Source organism: Butyricicoccus pullicaecorum DSM 23266, assembly GCF_900167005.1.
GTDB classification, from domain to species: Bacteria; Bacillota; Clostridia; order Oscillospirales; family Butyricicoccaceae; genus Butyricicoccus; species Butyricicoccus pullicaecorum.
On sequence record NZ_FUXW01000001.1, the window covers coordinates 625,226 to 643,145 of the forward strand.

Below are 17,920 nucleotides of genomic sequence, written 5' to 3' on the forward strand. Positions count from 1 at the left end.
GCGGAAACGAGCATTTCCGCATGGAAACGGAGGGAAAAATTATGAATGCTCTCGGTATGATTGAGACCCGCGGCCTGGTCGCCTCAATCGAGGCGGCCGACGCGATGGTCAAAGCAGCGAGTGTGACGCTCATCAGCAAGACGCATGTCGGCGGCGGACTGGTAACCGTGATGGTGGAAGGTGATGTAGGCGCGGTCAAGGCCGCGACCGATGCGGGTGCGGCAGCAGCCGAGCGCGTCGGAGAACTCATCTCCGTACACGTCATTCCGCGTCCGGCAGCCGATGTCGCGCACATCCTGGACAGAAGACCGGAGCCCAAGCCGGAACCCGAACCCGAGCCGCCGGCACCTGAGCCGGAGCCCGAGCCCGAAGTACCGGAACCCGAACCCGAAGAGGCAGCCCACACCGAGGAAATGAAGGAAGAACAGCCGGAAGAAGCGCACGCAGAGAAAATAGATCTGTCGGAGCTGACACCGGAAGCGCTCGGTAAAATGACGGTTGCCAAACTTCGCATCGTGGCACGCGAACTGGGAACGACCGGCATGTCCAGACGGGACATTCGCTTCGCAAAGAAGGAAGATCTGATCGAGCGCATCACCAAGGCGCTCGGACAGGAGGGATAATATATGCAGCTTTATGACAAGGACCTGCTTTCCATGCAGGAAGTTCGCGAGCTGGTTGGTGCGGCCAAGAAGGCACAGCAGGAGCTTGCGGAAAAGACGCAGGCCGAGGTAGACCGCATCGTGCGGTCGATCGCAGACGCAGGCGTACGCAATGCACGGCGTCTGGCGCAGATGGCGCATGAAGACACCGGATTCGGTATCGTCGACGATAAGGTCATCAAGAACGTATTCGCAAGCCGCGGTGTTTACGAGTACATCAAGGACCTCAAGACCATCGGCGAGCTCGAGCGCGACGAGGAGAAGAAGCTCCGTGTCATCGCAGTTCCGGTCGGCGTCATCGCCGGTCTGATCCCCTCGACCAACCCCACCTCGACCGCACTGTTCAAGGCAGAAATTGCCATTAAGTCGGGCAACGCGATCGTATTTTCGCCCCATCCCAGCGCACTGCGCTGCATCTCGGAGACCGTAAAGGTCATCCGTCAGGCGATCGCGGAGGCGGGTGCAAATGAGAATCTGGTATCCTGCATCTCCATTCCGACCATGCAGGCAACCGATAACCTGATGAAACACCCCGATGTTGCAATGATCCTTGCGACCGGTGGTTCGGCGATGGTACGTGCCGCTTACTCGTCCGGTACGCCGGCAATCGGCGTCGGCCCGGGCAACGGCCCCGCATACATCGAGCGCACTGCCGATATCCCGCTGGCGGTCAAGCGCATCATCGACTCTAAGACCTTTGATAACGGCACGATCTGTGCTTCCGAACAGTCGGTCATCTGTGATGCCGATATGCGTCCGGCCATTCAGGCTGAGATGGAGAAGCAGGGTGCGTACTTCCTCAATCCTGAGGAACGCGCAAAGCTCGGCAAGTTCATTCTGCGTGCAAACGGCACCATGAACCCCGAGATCGTTGGCCGCAGCGTACAGACCATCGCAGAGCTGGCTGGTCTGGATGTTCCGGCTAGTGCACGTGTACTGGTTGCCGATGAAGACGGCGTTGGACGCGGTCATCCGTACTCCAACGAGAAGCTGGGACCCATCCTGGCGTTCTATACCGGTACCGATTACAAGGATGTATGCGATATCTGCAGCACCATCCTGCACTATGAAGGCAAGGGACATTCGTTCTCGATGCACACCAAGGACGAGAAGATCGTGGATTACTTCGCAAAGCGCATCCCGTGTTCTCGTATGATGGTCAACACCCCGAGCGCACTGGGCGGCATCGGTGCAAGCACCGGTCTGATGCCCTCGCTGACGCTGGGCTGTGGTGCAATCGGCGGCAGCGCGACGAGCGAAAACGTCGGCCCGCTCAATCTGCTCAACCGTCGCTATGTTGCGTACGGTCAGTGTGAGCTGGAAGACATCCGCAAGAACGTGCCCGATTGCTCGGACGGTATCTGCAAGGTCAATCCGGCGCCTGAGATGATGGACCCGAAGATGGTCGATGAGATCGTCGCTCGCATCATCGCACGGCTGCAGACCGTAAACTAAACACACGTTAGGATTCTAAGGAGGAATATACAATGGCAACGATGCAGGCATTGGGTATGATCGAGACCAAGGGTCTCGTCGCTTCGGTAGAAGCAGCCGACGCAATGGTAAAGGCAGCCAATGTTACCCTGATCGGTAAGGTTCATGTAGGCGGCGGCCTGGTTACCGTTATGGTACGCGGCGATGTCGGCGCAGTTAAGGCAGCGACCGACGCTGGCGCAGCAGCAGCTGAGCGCGTTGGCGAGCTGATTTCCGTACATGTCATTCCGCGTCCCCACGAAGAGGTAGAGTTCATCCTGCCCACGCTGGGATAAGAATTGAAAGGAGAAACACGTTATGGCAGTCGTACAAGCATTGGGTATGATCGAGACCAAGGGCTTGGTTGGATCGATCGAGGCAGCCGACGCAATGGTCAAGGCAGCAAACGTTACTTTGATCGGTAAGGTTCATGTAGGCGGCGGTCTGGTCACCGTTATGGTACGCGGCGATGTCGGTGCAGTTAAGGCAGCAACCGACGCTGGCGCAGCGGCAGCAGAGCGGGTCGGCGATCTGATCTCGGTACACGTCATTCCGCGTCCGCACAATGAAGTCGAATTCATCCTGCCGACCCTCAACAATCAGTAAGAAAGTCGGTATCAATGACCTTGACAGGGGGTGAATCGCTTGAAGGTCATCACAGAAGCGATCCTGCGCGACGAGCTGCGTGCGTCCGAGCCTGAGGTGTATTATATTCCGGATGGAAAGATCCTGTCTCCTGCGGCCAGGGAATATTTGCAGCAGCGCAAGATCAAAATTTCCAAGGATCAGCCGCCTGTTGTGCAGGCAACCGAGGTTCCCCCAATGCCTACCGTGGACGTGCAGGCTGCGCCGCAGGAGCCGCGTCCCAAGTTTGTCGATTATGAAACCGGGGCGTTCTACATGGAGAAGCCCGAGCATATGACCCATTTGTTTGGCAATACGCTCGTGCCCAAGAATCATCCGCGTATCCTGTTCCGCGGCAAGCTGGACAGCCTGCAGGCCGAAATCGTTCTGATTCAGGCCGAGCTGCACGCACAGGGGGAGAGCCCCAAGCTGATTGGCGACTTGGGCGATATTCTCACTGTCCTGCGCGAAATGATGCGCTGTGACGTTTTGGAGGAACCGTTCAAAAATGAGATCATCATTGGATTGACCCACGCCGAGTTGCGCGAGCGATCCCACGATCCCATGCGATTTTTCCACATCCAGCAGATGATCCTGCCCGATTACACCATGGGCAGAGCGTACGCCATGTTAAACCGCCTGCGCACCCAGGTGCGTGAGACCGAAGTTGCCGCCAATCAGGCATTTCGGGAGGGCAAAAAGTGCACACGTGCCGACATCATTGAGGAACTCAACCGCATGTCGAGCGCCGTGCACATCATGATGTGCATGTATCTGGCTGGTATGTACGATAAGGACAGAAAGTAAGGGGGATTGCGTATGGAACAGATTATTCAGGCCGTATTGGACGCGATCCCTCGTGCCGGACTGGTTGAAGTTGAGGTATCCGCGCGTCACGTTCATCTGACGCGCGAACACCTTGAGATTTTGTTTGGAAAGGGTGCGGAGCTGACGCCCAAGCGTCCGCTTTCGCAGCCCGGACAGTTTTTGTCCGAGGAGCGCGTGACGCTGATCGGCCCCAAGGGCCGCAAGGAGCGCACCGCGATTCTGGGGCCGATCCGTCCGGCCACACAGGTCGAGCTGTCCAAGAGCGACTGTGTCGAGCTGGGTGTCAAAGCACCGGTACGTGAGTCGGGTGACGTCGCAGGTTCGGGTTCGATTTCGATTGAAGGCCCCTGCGGCTCGATCAAGATTGCAGAAGGCGCAATCATTGCCCACAATCATGTACACTTGACCCCAGAGGTTGCGCGCATTATGGGCGTTACCGACAAGCAGCGCGTAAGCGTAGAGGTGTTCACCGAACGACCGGTTACCTTCCGTGATGTCATCATCCGCGTCAGCGAAAAGTTCAGCTGCCGGATGCACATTGACTTTGACGAGGCCAACGCGGCACTGGTGAGCGGATTTACGCTTGGAAAAATCATTAAATAACGCCCAAATTCAGTAAAGGATGCAAGACTTATGATGGATCTCGAACGTGTAAACGCGTATATGGAGCGCGTAAAAGCTTCTGAAACCCAGACGTTCAAGCCGGTGAGCGACAAGCTCAAGGTAGGACTCGATCTGGGTACGGCATATATTGTACTGGTCGTGCTGGACGAAGAGAACAACCCGGTTGCCTGTGAAAAGCAGGCGGCATCGGTGCTCAAGGACGGCGTGGTGGTGGACTATTCGGGTGCGCTGCGCATCGTGCGTGAGCTTAAGGAGAAGCTGGAAGCCCGGCTTTCCGGACTGGAGCTTTTGAACTGTGCGATCGCCATGCCGGCCGGAACCGAATCCAGTGCACGTACCCATCAGTATGTCGCAGAGGGAGCCGGATTCGAGGTCACAAACGTGCTCGACGAGCCGAGCGCAGCCAACTCCATCTATCAGATTGATGACGGTGTGGTTGTGGACATCGGCGGCGGCACGACCGGCCTTGCCATCCTCAAGGACGGCAAAGTCGTCCAGATTGAGGACGAGCCGACCGGCGGCACCCATGTGACGCTGGTTCTGGCCGGAAATTATCATATTCCTTTTGCTGAGGCTGAACAGATCAAGCAGGACTACAAGCGTCATCGTGAGATTCTGCCGGTTGTTCGACCGGTGGTGGAAAAAATGGCCAGCATCGTGGGACGGTACATCAACCGGGATGAGATCGACACCATTTATCTGTGCGGCGGTACCTGCTGCCTGACCGGAATCGAGCAGATTTTTGAAAAGCAGACCGGTATCCGCACGATCAAACCCGCCGACCCGTTCTTGGTAACGCCGGCAGGCATCGCGATGAACTGTAAGATTTGATCCCATCAAAAATACAGAAAGGAGGGAAGAGAGGTGGATTTTAACCAGTTGGTAGAGGAGATTGTGGCACGGGTCGCAGCCAAGATCGAAGCGGAATCGGCTCCGGTCGCGGCTCAAGTGGATTCCGGAAAGCCCAAGCTGCTCATCCTGACCCAGGAACACGGTACGCTGTGTCATCAGATGTTGGAAAGCCCGCGGCTTGCCGAATATTATCAAACCGAATGTGCCCTGCTTCAGGATTACCAGTGTGCGCTTGAGTCGTATGAGGCGGTCATTCTGTTCGGATTGGACTTGGAACTGATGGGTCGACTGAGCGGCGGCCTGTGTGAGACACCGGCTTCCCGATTGGCACAGAAGGCGCTGCTCCTGGGCAAGAAGGTATTCGTGCCGCAGGAGACCGTAGAGCTTTTAAAGTATGCGGACAGCGCACCGGCAGCCTACTACCAGCATCTGTATGGTCAGCTGACGCTCCTGCAGCAGGCCGGTATGACCATTTGCCCGCTTGGTAACCTGGAAGAGGCGATTCTGTCGGGCGAATGCGCACCGGCAGTTAAGCCGCCTGCACCGGTCGAGGTGATTCAGGTTCCGACTGCGGCACCGGCAGCCCCGGCGGCATCGGGTGACTGTGCACGGATTGATAAGCGCATCGTAACCGAGCGCGATGTCAACGCGGTGTACAAGCGCGGCATGACGACCGTATATGTATGCCAAAAGGCGATCATCACCGATCTGGCGCGTGAATATGCACAGGCGCGTGGTGTTGAGATCGTACGAGACTGACGAATAGGTGGAATTGACATGAAAGTTGCAAAGGTGATCGGCAATATCTGGTCGACCCGTAAAGATGAAAAACTCAGAAGCTATAAGCTGCTGGTCGTCCAACCCATCAATTTGCTGACAGGTGCAAAGGAAGCAGCGCCGATTATCGCAGCCGATACCATCGGCGCCGGCGTGGGCGAGACCGTCATTTATGTTGGCGGCAGCTCGGCGCGCAGTGCAGCGGGTGATATGAGCGTGCCGGTCGATGCAACTGTGGTCGGCATCGTCGACGACCAGGAGCTCCACCCGGAAGTATTGGAGTAAGGTGGTGAAGGATCAATGAATCTGCTGGATGCGATCCGGGAGGCAGGTATTGTCGGTGCCGGCGGCGCGGGATTTCCCACGCATGTCAAACTGAAGGCAAAAGCCGAATGGTTTATCGTAAACGCGGCCGAATGTGAGCCGCTGATCGAGACCGACAAATATCTCTGCCGTACATACGCCGACCGCATTGTCGCGGCGGCTGTGATCGTAGCCGGACATTTGCAGGCCGAACATACGGTGATTGCGCTCAAGAAGAAGTACCGTGCCGAGATCGATGCGCTGCGTGCAGCCATCGACAAGGCCGGTGCGGCGATTGAAATTTGCGAGATGGGTGTATTTTACCCGGCAGGCGACGAACAGACCATGGTGCAGTTCGTCACCGGCAAGACCGTACCCGAACGCGGATTGCCGCTCGATGTGGGTGCGGTGGTGGATAACGTTGGCACCCTGCTGGGCATCTACGATGCCATGACAGAGGGCAAGAGCGTTTCGTCCAAGTACCTGTCGGTTGTCGGCGAGGTACGGGAGCCGATCATGATCCATACCCCGATCGGTACCCCAATCACCCAGTGTATCGAGGCGGCAAAGCCGCACTTGACCGATTATGCAGTCATTGTCGGTGGACCGATGATGGGTCGGGTATTGTCCGACCGGGAGGCCATCCGCAATGCAGTCGTGACCAAGACGACGGGCAACCTGATCGTACTGCCGCGCGATCATTATCTGATCACCCGTGCAGGCCGTCCCATGGAGCGCATTCGCGCACAGGCGCGGACGGCGTGCATTCAGTGTCGGATGTGTACCGATCTGTGCCCGCGTTATCAAATCGGACACCAGATTCGTCCGCACATGGTCATGCGCAACCTGTATCGCGAACAGATGATTTCGTCGAACGAAGAATTTCTCCGCGCCTTTGGCGATGCGGCAAACTGCTGCAGCTGCGGCGTGTGCGAGATGTTTGCCTGCCCGATGGGATTGTCGCCGCGTAAGGTCAACGAGTACATGAAGGGTGCGCTGCGTGAGCGCGGTTTGCAGCCCGAGCGAAACATGAAGCCCGAGGCGCGTCCAGAGCTGGATATGCGCCGCATCCCGACCGAGCGATTGATCGCACGGCTGGGACTGAGTGCATACAGCGGTCTGCACGCGCATACCTGTATCGAACTGTCTCCGGACGAAGTATTCGTGCCGTTTGCACAGCACATCGGCAAGCCGGCGCAGCCGGTCTGCAAGGCAGGCGATACGGTAAACAAGGGCGATTTGATCGCACAGGCGGCGGAAGGAGCACTTTCTGCCAACATACACGCCGGTATTACAGGCGTAATCACTGAAGTAAGCGCTGCCGGAGCACGGATTTCCGGCAGGAAGGAGGGGTAAACGGTGGCAACTGCGATTGGTATGGTCGAGCTGACCAGCATTGCCCGCGGTATTGAGACCTGTGACTATATGGTCAAGGCGGCGCAGGTAGATCTGCTGCGTTCGAGCACTGTTTGCCCGGGCAAGTACATGATTATTGTCGGCGGCGAGACCGGCGACGTACGTGCGGCGATGGCGGAGGGGATCAAGCGCGGCGGTGAGCTCGTTGTAGACACGCTGATGCTTCCCAACGTGCATGAACAGCTGATCCCGGCGATCAGCATGACCAACCAGGTCGATGTGCGCGGCGCGGTCGGCGTACTGGAATTTTACTCGATTGCTTCGGCAATCATCGCGGCGGATGTAGCAGCCAAGGCAGCCAACATCACGCTCATTGAGGTGCGTACCGGATACGCAATAGGGGGAAAGGGTTTTGTAACCCTGACCGGCGATGTCGGAGCGGTACGTGCAGCAGTGGAAGCGGCGCGAAAGGATGCAGAATTGCTTGTTGAGACCACGGTCATCCCGCGGCCGGACAAGAAGCTGTTCGACGCGCTGCTGTAACAGATGTGCAGTCCCAGAAAAAAGAAGGAGGAACACACATGAGCGTATTCACCGAAAGTTTGCAAGCCTGGATTTCCGGTCTTTCGATCAACTCTGTCATCATGATGATCATGATGATCTTTATGCTGGTCGGTGCAGTCGATAAGATTCTCGGTAACAAGTTCGGTTACGGAGAAGAATTTGAAAACGGTTTTAATGCAATCGGTGCGCTGGCACTGTCCATGGCAGGCGTTGTTGCTGCAGCTCCTGTCCTGTCGACCGTGCTCGGCCCCATCCTCAAGCCTCTCTACACCGCAATCGGCGCGGATGCTTCCATGTTCGCAACCACGCTGCTCGCATGTGATATGGGCGGCTATCCGCTGGCTATGGAGCTGGCAGCAGATCCTGCAATCGGTAACTTTGCAGGTCTGATTCTGGGCACCATGATGGGCCCGACCATCGTATTCACCATCCCCGTTGCACTGGGTATCATCAAGAAGGAAGACCGCTCCTACCTGGGCGCAGGCGTTCTGGCTGGTATGATCACCATTCCGATCGGCTGTATCGTCGGCGGTCTGGCCATGAACATGACCGAGTACAAGATGGACATTGGTCGCATCCTGATCAACCTCGTGCCCGTTATCGTGATCGCAGCGCTGATCGTTCTTGGTCTGTGGTTTGCACCGGCTAAGATGATCGCTGGCTTTAACGTATTCGGCGCAGGCGTTACCATCGTTATCACCGCGCTGACTGCAATCGCAGTCTTCCAGCAGATCACCGGTATTTACTTCCCGCTGTTCGACGTTATGTCCATCAAGGACGAAGTCACCGGTATCTCTCCGCTGGACTCCGGCCTTCTGGTTTGCGGACAGATCGGTATCGTACTGATCGGTGCGTTCCCGATGGTCAAGTGGATCACCAGAACCTTTGGCGGCGTCCTGAATAAGGTTGGCGCAGCACTGGGCATGAACGAGACTGGTTCTGCTGGTCTGGTTGCAACGCTGGCAAACAACATCGCAATGTTTAACATCATGGGCGAGATGAACCCGAAGGGCAAGATCCTGAACGTTGCATTTGCAGTTTCCGCTGCATTCGTATTCGGCGATCACCTGGGCTTCACCGCAGGTGTTGAGCAGCAGATGGTATTCCCGGTTATTCTGGGCAAGCTGGTTGCTGGTATCACCGCTCTGATTCTGGCGAACGTTCTGGCACCCAAGCTGCTGAGCAAGATCGAGAGCGCGGACAAGTAAGAAAGGATTTGGACGTACTATGAATATCAGTGAATCCTTAATCCGCGACATTGTCGAGCGCGTGCTGCGCGAGGCAGTCGAATCGGAAAAGGCTCCGTTTGAAAAGCATGTCGACCCGAGCGGTATCATCGGCATCAAGACGTCTACGGTCAAGTGCGAACCGTTCGAGCAGGACGGCGTTGCGCTGAAGGATCTGGTGACGCTCGAAGAGGCACCGCGTATGGGCGCAGGCGTGATGGAGCTTGACCACACGAGCTTTGAGTGGACTCTGACTTATGATGAGTACGATATGGTCATCGAAGGCGAGCTGGAGATTGAGATTGACGGACGTATTGTCCGCGGCGGCCCGGGTGATATCATTTATATCCCCAAGGGAAGCCACATCCACTTCCAGACCCCGACCTTTACCCGCTATGCGTACTTTGTCTATCCTGCAAACTGGCAGGAGCTGACCTGAGTTCCGGGGGACTTGTAAGTAAGATGGACCTCCTTGTACTTTTTGTACAAGGAGGTCTTTTTTTGCCGTAAAAATGAGCAAATCAGACAGGAAAAGATACAGATAAACGAGAGAGTAAAAAATACACAGTAAAAGTTGGGCAGAATACCCGGAGATATTTTACTAAAATATATTGCTTTTTTAGTAAAGGGTTTATATAATAAAAATAACAGTGGTTGTATTCATTGGAAGAACATGTGTTGAAGAGGAGACGAGAATTATGAAAAGCCCAATCGCCCTGCAGCAGGATCTGCAAAACGGAGCAATCAATGCACGGCTTCAGTCTCTGTGCGGTCTGGACGGCACCGAACTGGAGGAAAAGCGTCAGCGACTGCTGCATTTGATCCAAGCATACAGTGAAAAATTTGGAACAGACGGAGAAGTATCCCTGTTTTCCAGCCCCGGACGCACCGAGATGGGCGGCAATCACACCGACCACCAGCACGGCTGCGTACTGGCAGGCCCGGTTAATCTGGATATGATGGCATGTGCCGGCGCAAACGGCACGATGACCGCCGTCATCCACTCGGCAGGCTATCCGGCAATCGAGGTTGACCTGTCGGTTCTGACCCCGCAGGAGGATGAGCTCGGCTCGTCTGCTGCACTGGTACGCGGCATCGCAAGCCGTCTGCACGATATGGGTTACCAGATCGGCGGCTTCAATGCCTGTGTAGACTCCACCGTTCTGGGTGGTTCCGGTCTGTCCTCGTCTGCGGCTTACGAGGTGCTGATTGGCATTATTATGAATCATCTGTTCTGCGAAGATGCCATCGACGCGGTTGCCATCGCACAGATCGGCCAGTACGCGGAAAATAAGTTCTTTGGCAAGCCCTGCGGCCTGATGGATCAGCTGGCTTGTGCAGTCGGCGGTATCATCTCGATCGACTTCAACGATCCCGCCGTCCCGATCGTCAATAAGATCAACTATGACCTGCGCTCGTCCGGTCATGTCCTGTGCATCATCGACTCGGGTGCAGACCATGCCGACCTGACCGATGAATACGCAGCCGTTTCGTCCGAAATGAAGGCTGTTGCGGCATATTTCGGCAAGCAGGTACTGCGTGAGGTCGACGAAAAGGAATTCTGGAGCAATCTGGCAGAGGTACGCAAGCAGGCTGGCGACCGTGCAGTGCTGCGTGCGATGCACTTCTTCTCGGATAACCAGCTGGCACTCAAGGAAGCGCGTGCGCTCGAGCAGGATGACTTCCAGTATTTCCTGTCGCTGGTCGATCAGTCCGGTCGTTCGTCTGCAATGCTGCTGCAGAACCTGTTCTGCACTGCACGTCCGCAGGAGCAGGCTGTACCGCTCACCATCGCACTGGCACAGCATCTGCTGGGCGGCGAGGGCGCTGTCCGCGTACACGGCGGCGGTTTTGCAGGCACCATTCAGGCTTACGTACCGGTTTCCATGAAGGACGCATTCCGCGCTGGCATGGAAGCTGTTCTGGGCGAGGGCTGCTGCCACTTCCTGGGCATTCGCCTGGAGGGCGGCGTCGTCATCGCGTAAGTAACATATAGGGTTTTGTTGGTTTGATCGTTTTTTTAGGGGAGGTTTTCTATCATGTCTATTTTGGTTTTAGGCGGTGCTGGTTACATCGGTTCGCATACCGCACGCGCATTGGTTGATGCAGGTCATGACGTTGTCGTTGCCGACAATCTGGAAACTGGTTTCCGCGCAGCCGTTCCTGCAAAGGCACGTTTCTATGAGGGTGATATCCGTGACCGCGCTTTTGTCGATCATGTATTTGACAGCGAGAAGATCGACGGTGTTATCCACTTCGCAGCAAACTCGCAGGTTGGCGAGAGCATGCGCGACCCGCTCAAGTATTATGACAACAACCTGAGCGGTACCAAGACCCTGCTCGAGAGCATGGTTGCACACAATGTACTCAAGATCGTATTCTCGTCCACTGCAGCGACCTACGGTGAGCCCGAGCGCGTGCCGATCCTGGAGACCGACCGCACCGAGCCGACCAACTGCTACGGTGAGACCAAGCTGTCGATGGAAAAGATGATGAAGTGGGTGTCTGTCGCACACGGCCTGCGCTTTGTTGCACTGCGCTACTTTAACGCCTGCGGCGCACATCCGGACGGCACGATCGGTGAGGCACACAACCCGGAAACCCATCTGATTCCGCTCATCCTGCAGGTTCCGAACGGTCAGCGTGAAGCAATCTCGATCTTCGGCAATGACTATCCGACACCCGACGGCACTTGCATCCGTGACTATATCCATGTCTGCGACCTGGCACAGGCGCACATCCTGGCACTGGAATACCTGATGAACGGCGGCGAAAACAATGTATTCAACCTTGGCAACGGCGTTGGCTTCTCGGTTAAGGAAGTCATCGACGAGGCACGCCGCGTGACCGGTCATCCGATTCCGGCCAAGGAAGAGGCACGCCGCGCAGGCGACCCGGCACAGCTGATCGCATCGAGCGAAAAGGCCAAGACCGTACTGGGCTGGAAGCCGGAATATGATGATCTGAACACCATCATCAAGACCGCTTGGGATTGGCACAGCAAGCATCCGCACGGATATGCGGACTGAGAGGGAGGCACACGGACATGATTGATACCGCAGTGGCCAAGCTGGTGCGATATGCCGAGAATACCGGCCTGATCGCACCCGAAGACCATATTTGGGCAGTTAATACACTGCTCGAAGCACTGAAGCTGGACAGTTACGAGGAGCCGGTGCTGGACGATGCACCGATCGACCTGCCCGCAGTTCTGGACGAGCTGATGGACGACGCACATGCACGCGGCGTGATGGAAAATGATTCCATCGTCTACCGTGATCTGTTTGATACCAGCCTGATGGGCCGCCTGACTCCGCCGCCGCGCGAGGTTATCGCAAAGTTCCGTGCACTGTACGCACAGAACCCGGTCGAGGCAACCAACTGGTACTATAAGTTCAGCCAGGATACCAACTACATCCGCCGCGACCGCATCGCGCGTGATATGCAGTGGAAGGCTGATACCGCATACGGTGAGCTGGACATCACCATTAACCTGTCCAAGCCCGAGAAGGACCCCAAGGCGATTGCAGCGGCACGCGACCTGCCGGCAGCAAGCTATCCCAAGTGCCAGCTGTGCCCGGAGAATGCCGGTTATGCAGGCCGCGTCAACCATCCGGCACGCCAGAACCACCGCATTATTCCGATCACCATTGATCAGACCCCGTGGTACATGCAGTATTCTCCGTACGTTTACTATAACGAGCACTGCATCGTGTTTAACTCGGTACATACGCCCATGAAGATCGACCGCGCCTGCTTCCGCAAGCTGCTCGACTTCATCGGACAGTTCCCGCACTATTTCGTTGGTTCCAACGCCGACCTGCCCATCGTCGGCGGCTCCATTTTGGCGCATGACCACTTCCAGGGCGGACGATACGAGTTCGCGATGGCCAAGGCACCGGTCGAGACCGAGCTGCACTTTACCGGCTTTGACGATATCCGTGCAGGCATCGTGCGCTGGCCGATGTCGGTCATCCGTCTGACCGCTGCTGATCCCGACCGTCTGGTCGAGCTGGCAGACCGCATTCTGAACGCTTGGCGCGGTTATACCGATGTAGAGGCGACTATTTTTGCTGAGACCGACGGCGTACCGCACAATACGATTACCCCGATTGCACGCCGCCGCGGCAGCGATTACGAGATCGATCTGGTACTGCGCAACAACCTGACCACCGAGGAGCATCCGCTCGGTCTGTATCATCCGCACGCCGAGCTGCACCACATTAAGAAAGAAAATATCGGCCTGATTGAGGTCATGGGTCTTGCCGTCCTGCCTGCACGCCTGAAAAATGAGCTGGCTGTACTGGGCGAGAAGATGGTCAAGGGCGAAGACCTGCGCGCCGACCCGCTGACTGCATCCCATGCAGAGTGGGCAGAGCGCATCATGCAGGAAAATGAGGTCACCGCGGACAATGTCACCGACATTCTGCAAAGAGAGGTTGGCCTGGTCTTTGCACAGGTGCTGGAGCACGCGGGCGTATATAAGCGAACCGAGGAGGGCAAAAAGGCATTCCTGCGGTTTGCGGAAAGCGTGAACGCATGAAAATTACATGTACACCGTTTGGTGTCACCGCAGCCGGTCAGATGATTGACCGCTACACGCTGACCGATGGCGCGTGTTCGGCATCCATTCTGACGCTGGGCGGTATCTTGCAGTCGCTGATCGTTCCCGATCGCGACGGAAAGCCGACCGATATTGTGCTGGGCTTTGATTCGGTCGCAGCATACGAAGCGCAGGATTGCTACATCGGCGCGCTGCTCGGACGCTGTGCCAATCGCCTTGCGGATGGCCGCATTAAGATCAATGACAAGTCGTACACGCTGGCCTGCAACGATAATGGCGTCAACCATCTGCATGGCGGCATGGTCGGCTTTGACCGTCGCGTCTGGCAGGCTGCTGTATTGCCGGACGGCTTGCAGCTGCGCTACCTGAGTCCGGACGGGGAAGAAGGCTATCCGGGAACCATGCGGGTGACCGCGATCTATCGCCTAGAAGCGGGTAAGCTGACGCTGGAATTCTTCGCAGAGAGCGATCAGGATACCGTCTGCAACCTGTCCAGTCACAGCTACTTCAACCTGAGCGGACATGCTTCCGGCTCGGTCGGAGATCAGACCGTTCAGGTCTGCGCCGAGCGCTATACGCCGCTGGGCAAGACCAACGCACCGATCGGTGAGGTAGCTTTTGTGGAGAATACGCCGTTTGACCTGCGCACGGCCAAGCGTCTGGACGCAGGTTGGGACAGCGATTTTGAACAGATCGTACTGGCTGGCGGTTACGACCACAACTACATTCCGGACGGCGCTGGCATGCGTACCTTTGCGCAGGCACACTCGCCCAAGACCGGTATTACGCTGACCGTCGCATCCGACATGCCGGGTGTGCAGCTGTATACCGGAAACTTCCTAAATGACCATCTGCCGACCGGCAAGGACGGAGCGGCTTATGACCGCCGACATGCATTCTGTCTGGAAACCCAGTTCTGGCCCAATGCGTTTGCCTGCCCGATCTTCCCGCAGCCTGTTTTGCGAATCGGTCAGACCTATCATCACACCACAACTTATCAGTATTCTGTCGACCGCTGAGGTAAATCAGAATCACTGCTCTTCTTTTTCCTTCACATGAGGTACAGCACAGAGTGTAAAAGCTCTGTGCTGTACCTTTTTTATGCAAAAATTGTGCAGCCATAAAGGCCGCACAGACGCGCTGTGAGTGCTTGGAATATGGAAGAGTATTCCCATATGTCTGACACGCTGGGATGGCTCTGGGGGCCTCTCTGAGCGGCAGAGAGAGCAGGAAAATGGCTGCGTTATCTGCATGATAAAACGGCCTGAGAACGGGTAGGAGAGGGCTTTGCCCAGTAGGGGTAAGTTTATACATCAGGCGTACCAAATGCAGCACAGAACGACTCACAGGCCGGCTGTGACAGGGCAGATCACAGGGGAAAGACTGCCTGTAAACAGGATGTTGAAAGTGCCCGGAAGGTCAGGAAAATGAAAAAATCTGCCGCGTGCATGCAGCAGACACAAGAGGACATAAAAAAGTACCGGCAGCTGCTTTCCAGCTGCCGGTAATCTATTGGGGAGTGCAAAATCACTTTTTGCCGAGGTACTTGCGCAGGTCGAGAGCGACTGCGAGGATGATAACGAAGCCCTGTACGATGTAGGTGATTGCCGGATCGACACCCATGAACTGCAGGCAGATCTTCAGGGTCTCAAATACCAGAACACCGATCAGAACACCGGAAACACGGCCGACACCACCGTTGGTGGAAACGCCGCCGATCGTACAAGCTGCGATTGCTTCCAGCTCATAGCCGAAGCCGGTTGCGGTCGAAGCGCCGCCTGCCTTTGCGCCCAGCAGGAAGCCGCCGAGGCCGTACAGAACAGCTGCGAGGATGTAAATGCGGATCAGAGCGGCAGAAACGTTAACACCTGCAACTTCTGCTGCATTCTCGTTACCGCCGATTGCGTACATGTACTTACCATGACGGGTCTTGTTGAACAGAACCCACATGTAAATGCCGACGAGCAGGGCGATGATGGGCAGGTAGGGGATGGGACCCAGGCTGCCGAAAGCGATCTGAGAGTAGCTCTGCTTGAAGCCGCCGAGAGGCTGGTTGTTGGTGATAACCGAGCACAGACCGTAAACGATGGTCTGCATACCCAGGGTAGCGATGAACGGGGGAACCTTCAGGAATGCGATAACGCAGCCGTTGATCGCGCCGAAGAAAGCAACGATCAGCAGAACGATGATCAGTGCAACAGCGACCGGCATGTCAGGCAGCCAGGGCAGCATGCGAGCGGTGTAGGTAACGTCCTGAAGCAGCATAGCAGACAGGCAGGCGGACAGACCAACCATACGGCCGGCCGACAGGTCGGTACCCTTGGTGATGAGGCATCCAGATACGCCGCAGGCGATGATGAATCGGGGCGCGACGTTGATGAGCAGGTTTTTGCCGTTGCTGCCCGTGAAGAAGTTCTGTGTGGTCAGACCAACGAAGAGTGCGAGCAGAGCGATCAGAATAATAATCGCGTTGTTTGAGGCAAATTGCTTGACGCTTTTGGCGTTGATTTTGCCTTTCTGTGCAGAGAGATTAGCCATATTTCTTTTTCCTCCTACTTACTCAAAACGGGTTGCCAGTTCCATGATGTTCTCCTGATTGGCTTCCTTGCCATCGAGAACACCGGTGCAGCGACCGTCACACATAACCATAATGCGGTCGGACATGCCCATCAGCTCACTCATCTCGGACGAGATCAGGATGATGCTCTTGCCCTGTTTCGCCAGATCGGCGATAATGCAGTAGATTTCGTATTTTGCACCGACGTCGATACCGCGGGTGGGTTCGTCCAGAATGAAGATATCCGGATCATTTGCCAGCCAGCGGCTGATCAGAACCTTCTGCTGGTTACCGCCGGACAGCGTCTGAATCAGTGTCTTGGAAGAAGGAGTTTTGATGGACAGCTTGGCAACGTTATCCTGTACCAGCTTTTCGATCTTTTGGTCGTCCAGCAGGCAGCCGCCGATCAAGTACTTGTTGAGCGAAGCGATGGATACGTTATCCGCGATGGACAGCACGCCCATGATACCGGTCGCGCGTCGATCCTCGGTCAGCAGTGCGATACCGCTCTTGATTGCATCGGCAGGCCGATTGATCTTGAGCTCCTTACCTTTATACTTGACCGTGCCCTTGCTGTGGCAGCGCAGACCGAACAGGCCTTCCATCAGCTCGGTACGCTGGGCACCGACCAGACCGGCAACGCCCAGGATCTCGCCCTTGCGGACGTTGAAGGAAACGTTGCGGAAGCTCTTGGGATTGATGGAAGTGAAGTCATTGACTTCGAATACGACCTCACCGGGGTGGTTTTCGCGGTGGGGATACAGATTGCTGAGCTCTCGACCAACCATCTTGGTGATGATCATATCGGTGGTCAGTTCCTTTGCTGCCCAGGTACCGATGTACTGACCGTCACGCATGATGGTGACTTCGTCCGAGATGCGCAGGATCTCGTCCATCTTATGGCTGATGTAGACGATGGAGACACCGCGGTCACGCAGCTCGTTTACGATGGTGAACAGCGCTTCAACCTCGGCTGCCGTCAGCGAGGAAGTAGGCTCGTCCAGGATGAGCACCTTGCAGTCTGCCGAGACTGCCTTTGCGATCTCAACCAGCTGCATCTGAGAAACACTCAGCGTACCCAGCTTGGTCTTGGGATCGTAGGGAAGATGGACCTCCTTCAGTACAGCGGCTGCGTCCTCGTACATCTTTTGATGATCGATGAACGAAAACGGGCCGAACTTCTTGAGCGGGAAGCGACCGGTGTAGATGTTCTCACCGACGCTGCGCTCGGGAATGGGCTGAAGCTCCTGGTGCACCATGGCGATGCCGCGATGCAGTGCATCGAGCGGGCCCTTGATCTGCACCTTTTCCCCCTCATAATAAACTTCGCCCTCGTCCATGTGATAAATGCCGAACATGCATTTCATCAGTGTGGATTTTCCGGCACCGTTCTCGCCCATCAGCGCATGAACCGTACCAGGCCGCAGCTTCAGCTGAGCGTGATCGAGTGCTTTGACGCCGGGGAACATTTTTACCACGCCCCGCATTTCCAAACGATATTCCGACACTT

The 17,920-nt window shown here is 56.2% G+C and carries 18 protein-coding genes and 1 pseudogene; 17 read left to right on the forward strand and 2 right to left on the reverse strand.

The window, feature by feature from the left end:
• Positions 1-20: 20 nt before the first annotated feature.
• The 17 genes and pseudogenes from B5D52_RS16815 to B5D52_RS03250 form a co-directional block, all read left to right on the forward strand.
• Positions 21-299: pseudogene (locus B5D52_RS16815) on the forward strand (BMC domain-containing protein); the annotation flags it as partial.
• Between the two features lie 327 nt (positions 300-626).
• Positions 627-2,117 carry an acetaldehyde dehydrogenase (acetylating) gene (locus tag B5D52_RS03175; RefSeq protein WP_016147384.1) on the forward strand — a complete coding sequence of 497 codons (1,491 nt, stop codon included), beginning with the start codon at positions 627-629 and terminating at the stop codon, positions 2,115-2,117.
• A gap of 32 nt (positions 2,118-2,149) precedes the next feature.
• Positions 2,150-2,431 carry a BMC domain-containing protein gene (locus B5D52_RS03180; RefSeq protein ID WP_016147383.1) on the forward strand — a complete coding sequence of 94 codons (282 nt, stop codon included), beginning with the start codon at positions 2,150-2,152 and terminating at the stop codon, positions 2,429-2,431.
• A 22-nt stretch (positions 2,432-2,453) separates the two neighbouring features.
• Positions 2,454-2,741 (forward strand): BMC domain-containing protein, encoded by a 288-nt coding sequence (locus tag B5D52_RS03185; protein WP_016147382.1) that lies wholly within the window; start codon positions 2,454-2,456, stop codon positions 2,739-2,741.
• 39 nt (positions 2,742-2,780) lie between these two features.
• Positions 2,781-3,566, forward strand: a complete 786-nt coding sequence (locus tag B5D52_RS03190) for a hypothetical protein (RefSeq protein WP_016147381.1) — start codon at positions 2,781-2,783, stop codon at positions 3,564-3,566.
• 12 nt (positions 3,567-3,578) lie between these two features.
• Positions 3,579-4,190, forward strand: a complete 612-nt coding sequence (locus B5D52_RS03195; protein ID WP_016147380.1) for a phosphate propanoyltransferase — start codon at positions 3,579-3,581, stop codon at positions 4,188-4,190.
• Positions 4,191-4,220: 30 nt separating this feature from the next.
• Entirely contained in the window at positions 4,221-5,042 is an 822-nt protein-coding gene (eutJ, locus tag B5D52_RS03200; protein ID WP_016147379.1) for an ethanolamine utilization protein EutJ, read from the forward strand.
• 33 nt (positions 5,043-5,075) lie between these two features.
• A complete protein-coding gene (locus B5D52_RS03205; protein ID WP_016147378.1) occupies positions 5,076-5,822 on the forward strand; it encodes a hypothetical protein in 747 nt (248 codons plus the stop codon).
• Between the two features lie 18 nt (positions 5,823-5,840).
• A complete protein-coding gene (locus B5D52_RS03210; RefSeq protein ID WP_016147377.1) occupies positions 5,841-6,125 on the forward strand; it encodes a EutN/CcmL family microcompartment protein in 285 nt (94 codons plus the stop codon).
• A 15-nt stretch (positions 6,126-6,140) separates the two neighbouring features.
• Positions 6,141-7,499 (forward strand): 4Fe-4S dicluster domain-containing protein, encoded by a 1,359-nt coding sequence (locus B5D52_RS03215; RefSeq protein ID WP_016147376.1) that lies wholly within the window; start codon positions 6,141-6,143, stop codon positions 7,497-7,499.
• 3 nt (positions 7,500-7,502) lie between these two features.
• Positions 7,503-8,042, forward strand: coding sequence for a BMC domain-containing protein (locus B5D52_RS03220; protein WP_016147375.1), 540 nt, complete (start codon positions 7,503-7,505; stop codon positions 8,040-8,042).
• A 38-nt stretch (positions 8,043-8,080) separates the two neighbouring features.
• Positions 8,081-9,271 (forward strand): ethanolamine utilization protein EutH, encoded by a 1,191-nt coding sequence (locus B5D52_RS03225; protein ID WP_016147374.1) that lies wholly within the window; start codon positions 8,081-8,083, stop codon positions 9,269-9,271.
• Between the two features lie 19 nt (positions 9,272-9,290).
• Positions 9,291-9,728 (forward strand): cupin domain-containing protein, encoded by a 438-nt coding sequence (locus B5D52_RS03230; protein ID WP_016147373.1) that lies wholly within the window; start codon positions 9,291-9,293, stop codon positions 9,726-9,728.
• A gap of 259 nt (positions 9,729-9,987) precedes the next feature.
• Complete coding sequence (locus tag B5D52_RS03235; RefSeq protein ID WP_078689112.1) at positions 9,988-11,274, forward strand: galactokinase; 1,287 nt, start codon at positions 9,988-9,990, stop codon at positions 11,272-11,274.
• 54 nt (positions 11,275-11,328) lie between these two features.
• Positions 11,329-12,318, forward strand: coding sequence for a UDP-glucose 4-epimerase GalE (gene galE / locus B5D52_RS03240; RefSeq protein WP_016147371.1), 990 nt, complete (start codon positions 11,329-11,331; stop codon positions 12,316-12,318).
• A gap of 17 nt (positions 12,319-12,335) precedes the next feature.
• Positions 12,336-13,832, forward strand: a complete 1,497-nt coding sequence (galT, locus tag B5D52_RS03245) for a UDP-glucose--hexose-1-phosphate uridylyltransferase (RefSeq protein WP_016147370.1) — start codon at positions 12,336-12,338, stop codon at positions 13,830-13,832.
• On the forward strand, positions 13,829-14,872 hold the full coding sequence (locus tag B5D52_RS03250) for an aldose epimerase family protein (RefSeq protein ID WP_016147369.1): 1,044 nt from the start codon (positions 13,829-13,831) through the stop codon (positions 14,870-14,872). Before galT ends, B5D52_RS03250 begins: the two co-directional genes overlap by 4 nt.
• Before the next feature lie 508 nt (positions 14,873-15,380).
• Here B5D52_RS03250 and B5D52_RS03255 read toward each other — a convergent pair.
• Together B5D52_RS03255 and B5D52_RS03260 are read right to left on the reverse strand one after the other, a co-directional pair.
• On the reverse strand, positions 15,381-16,391 hold the full coding sequence (locus B5D52_RS03255; RefSeq protein ID WP_016147368.1) for an ABC transporter permease subunit: 1,011 nt from the start codon (positions 16,389-16,391) through the stop codon (positions 15,381-15,383).
• Between the two features lie 18 nt (positions 16,392-16,409).
• Entirely contained in the window at positions 16,410-17,918 is a 1,509-nt protein-coding gene (locus B5D52_RS03260; protein WP_016147367.1) for a sugar ABC transporter ATP-binding protein, read from the reverse strand.
• Positions 17,919-17,920: the final 2 nt, after the last annotated feature.